Origin of the sequence: Pseudoroseomonas cervicalis ATCC 49957 (assembly GCF_000164635.1) — a bacterium.
Classification (GTDB): Bacteria; Pseudomonadota; Alphaproteobacteria; order Acetobacterales; family Acetobacteraceae; genus Pseudoroseomonas; species Pseudoroseomonas cervicalis.
Window position 1 is genome coordinate 1 of the sequence record NZ_GG770822.1, and the last position, 1,540, is coordinate 1,540.

Annotated in this window: 1 protein-coding gene; it reads right to left on the bottom strand. The window is 77.1% G+C overall.

The features are described from left to right. The coding region (locus HMPREF0731_RS19330; protein WP_040614083.1) for a GumC family protein at positions 1-1,299 on the bottom strand (1,299 nt) is incomplete at its 3' end. Positions 1,300-1,540: the final 241 nt, after the last annotated feature.

Below are 1,540 nucleotides of genomic sequence, written 5' to 3' on the forward strand. Positions count from 1 at the left end.
CTTGCGCAGGCTGCGCCCGTCCAGCGGCGCGGCCGGCGGCTGCACCACCACCACGCCGGGGCGGCCCTGGCGGCGCGCCTCCTCGCCGATGCGGCTGCCGGCCTCGCGGGTGATCAGCTGGCGGTTCACCGCCTCCAGCCCCTCGCGCTCGCGGCCGAGCGCCCGCAGCCACTGCTCGGCCGCCAGCAGGGCGGCGCCGCGCCGCTCGGCCTCCTGCCGCTGGCGCGACAGCTCGGCCAGCTGGCTCTCCAGCGCCTCGCCCTCCAGCCGCAGCGCGACGACGCGCTGGCTCAGCATCTCGACATTCGGGTTGCGCACCTCCCGCGTGGTCGAGAAGGTGGTGCGCGCATTCTCCCGCATGGCGCCGCGCAGCGCCGCGATGCGCTGGTCCAGCTCGCGCAGCCCGGGATATTCGGCGGTGTACTGGCCCGCCATGCGCTCGCGCTCCTGCAGCAGCCGGGCCAGCTGGCCGCGCGAATCATCGCCCGGCACCAGGTTGGTGGCCTCGCTGGAGGCGAAGACGCGGCCGGGCTGCGCGGCCAGCGCCGCCTCGGCGGCGCCGCGCTGCGCCTCGACATTGGCCTGCTGCTCGCGCAGCGCGTTCTCCCGCCGCGCCAGCTCCTCGCGGCGCGAGGCGGCGAGCGTGATGTCCTGGGCGATGTCGAGCACGCCATTCTCCGCCTGCACCTGGCGGATCTGCGCCTCCAGCGCGCGGATGCGCTGGCCGTAGCGCTCCAGCTCGGCGTTCAGCAGGCGGGCGCTCTCATCGGCATACATCTGGTCGCGCCGGTCGAGATAGGCGGCGACCAGCGCCTGCAGGCCGCGCAGCGCGCGCTCCCGGTCGGGCAGGGTCAGGCTGACGCGCATGATGGTGCTGGCGGTGTCGGCCTCGGTCTTCAGCGCGCGCTGCAGCGCCTCGACCGCCTTCTCGCCGGTCAGCTCCGCATCGGTGAAGATGCCGCCCGGGCCGGCGCGGCGCAGCGCCTCCTCCAGCACGGCGGTGCTGCGCAGGATCTCCAGCTCGGCGCGCGTCACCTTCAGCATCTCGACGGCGACGACATTGGGGCCGAAGCCGGTGACGTCGGTGGCGCCCGCCGATTCGCGGGTGGTCTGGGCCAGCAGCACGCTCTCGGCGGTGTAGCGGGTGGGGGCCAGCACGGCGCCGGCGAAGCCCAGCGCCACCGGCAGCAGGAAGGCCAGGGCCAGCGGTTTCCAGCGCAGCCGCAGCGTCACCAGCAGGTCGGCGATGTGGAAACCGCCCACCGGCGGCGCGCCGAAGGGCTCGGGCGGGGCCGGCATCACCGCCTGGGCGGGGGCCGGGGGGGCCTCCTCGGGGGCGGGGCGCGGCGCGGCCCCGGGCCGTGCGGGGCCCGGCTCCGGCTCTGGCTCTGGCTCCTGGGCGTGGCTGCCGGCAGCGCCTTGCGCCGCGCCGTCCCCGGCGGCCCCCTCCGGCGGGGCATGGTCCGGCGGGTCGCTNTCCGGGGGGGGACTCTGTCCGGCGGCCGCGCCGCGCGGCGTGCCGGGGGCGTGGCTCGGCCCG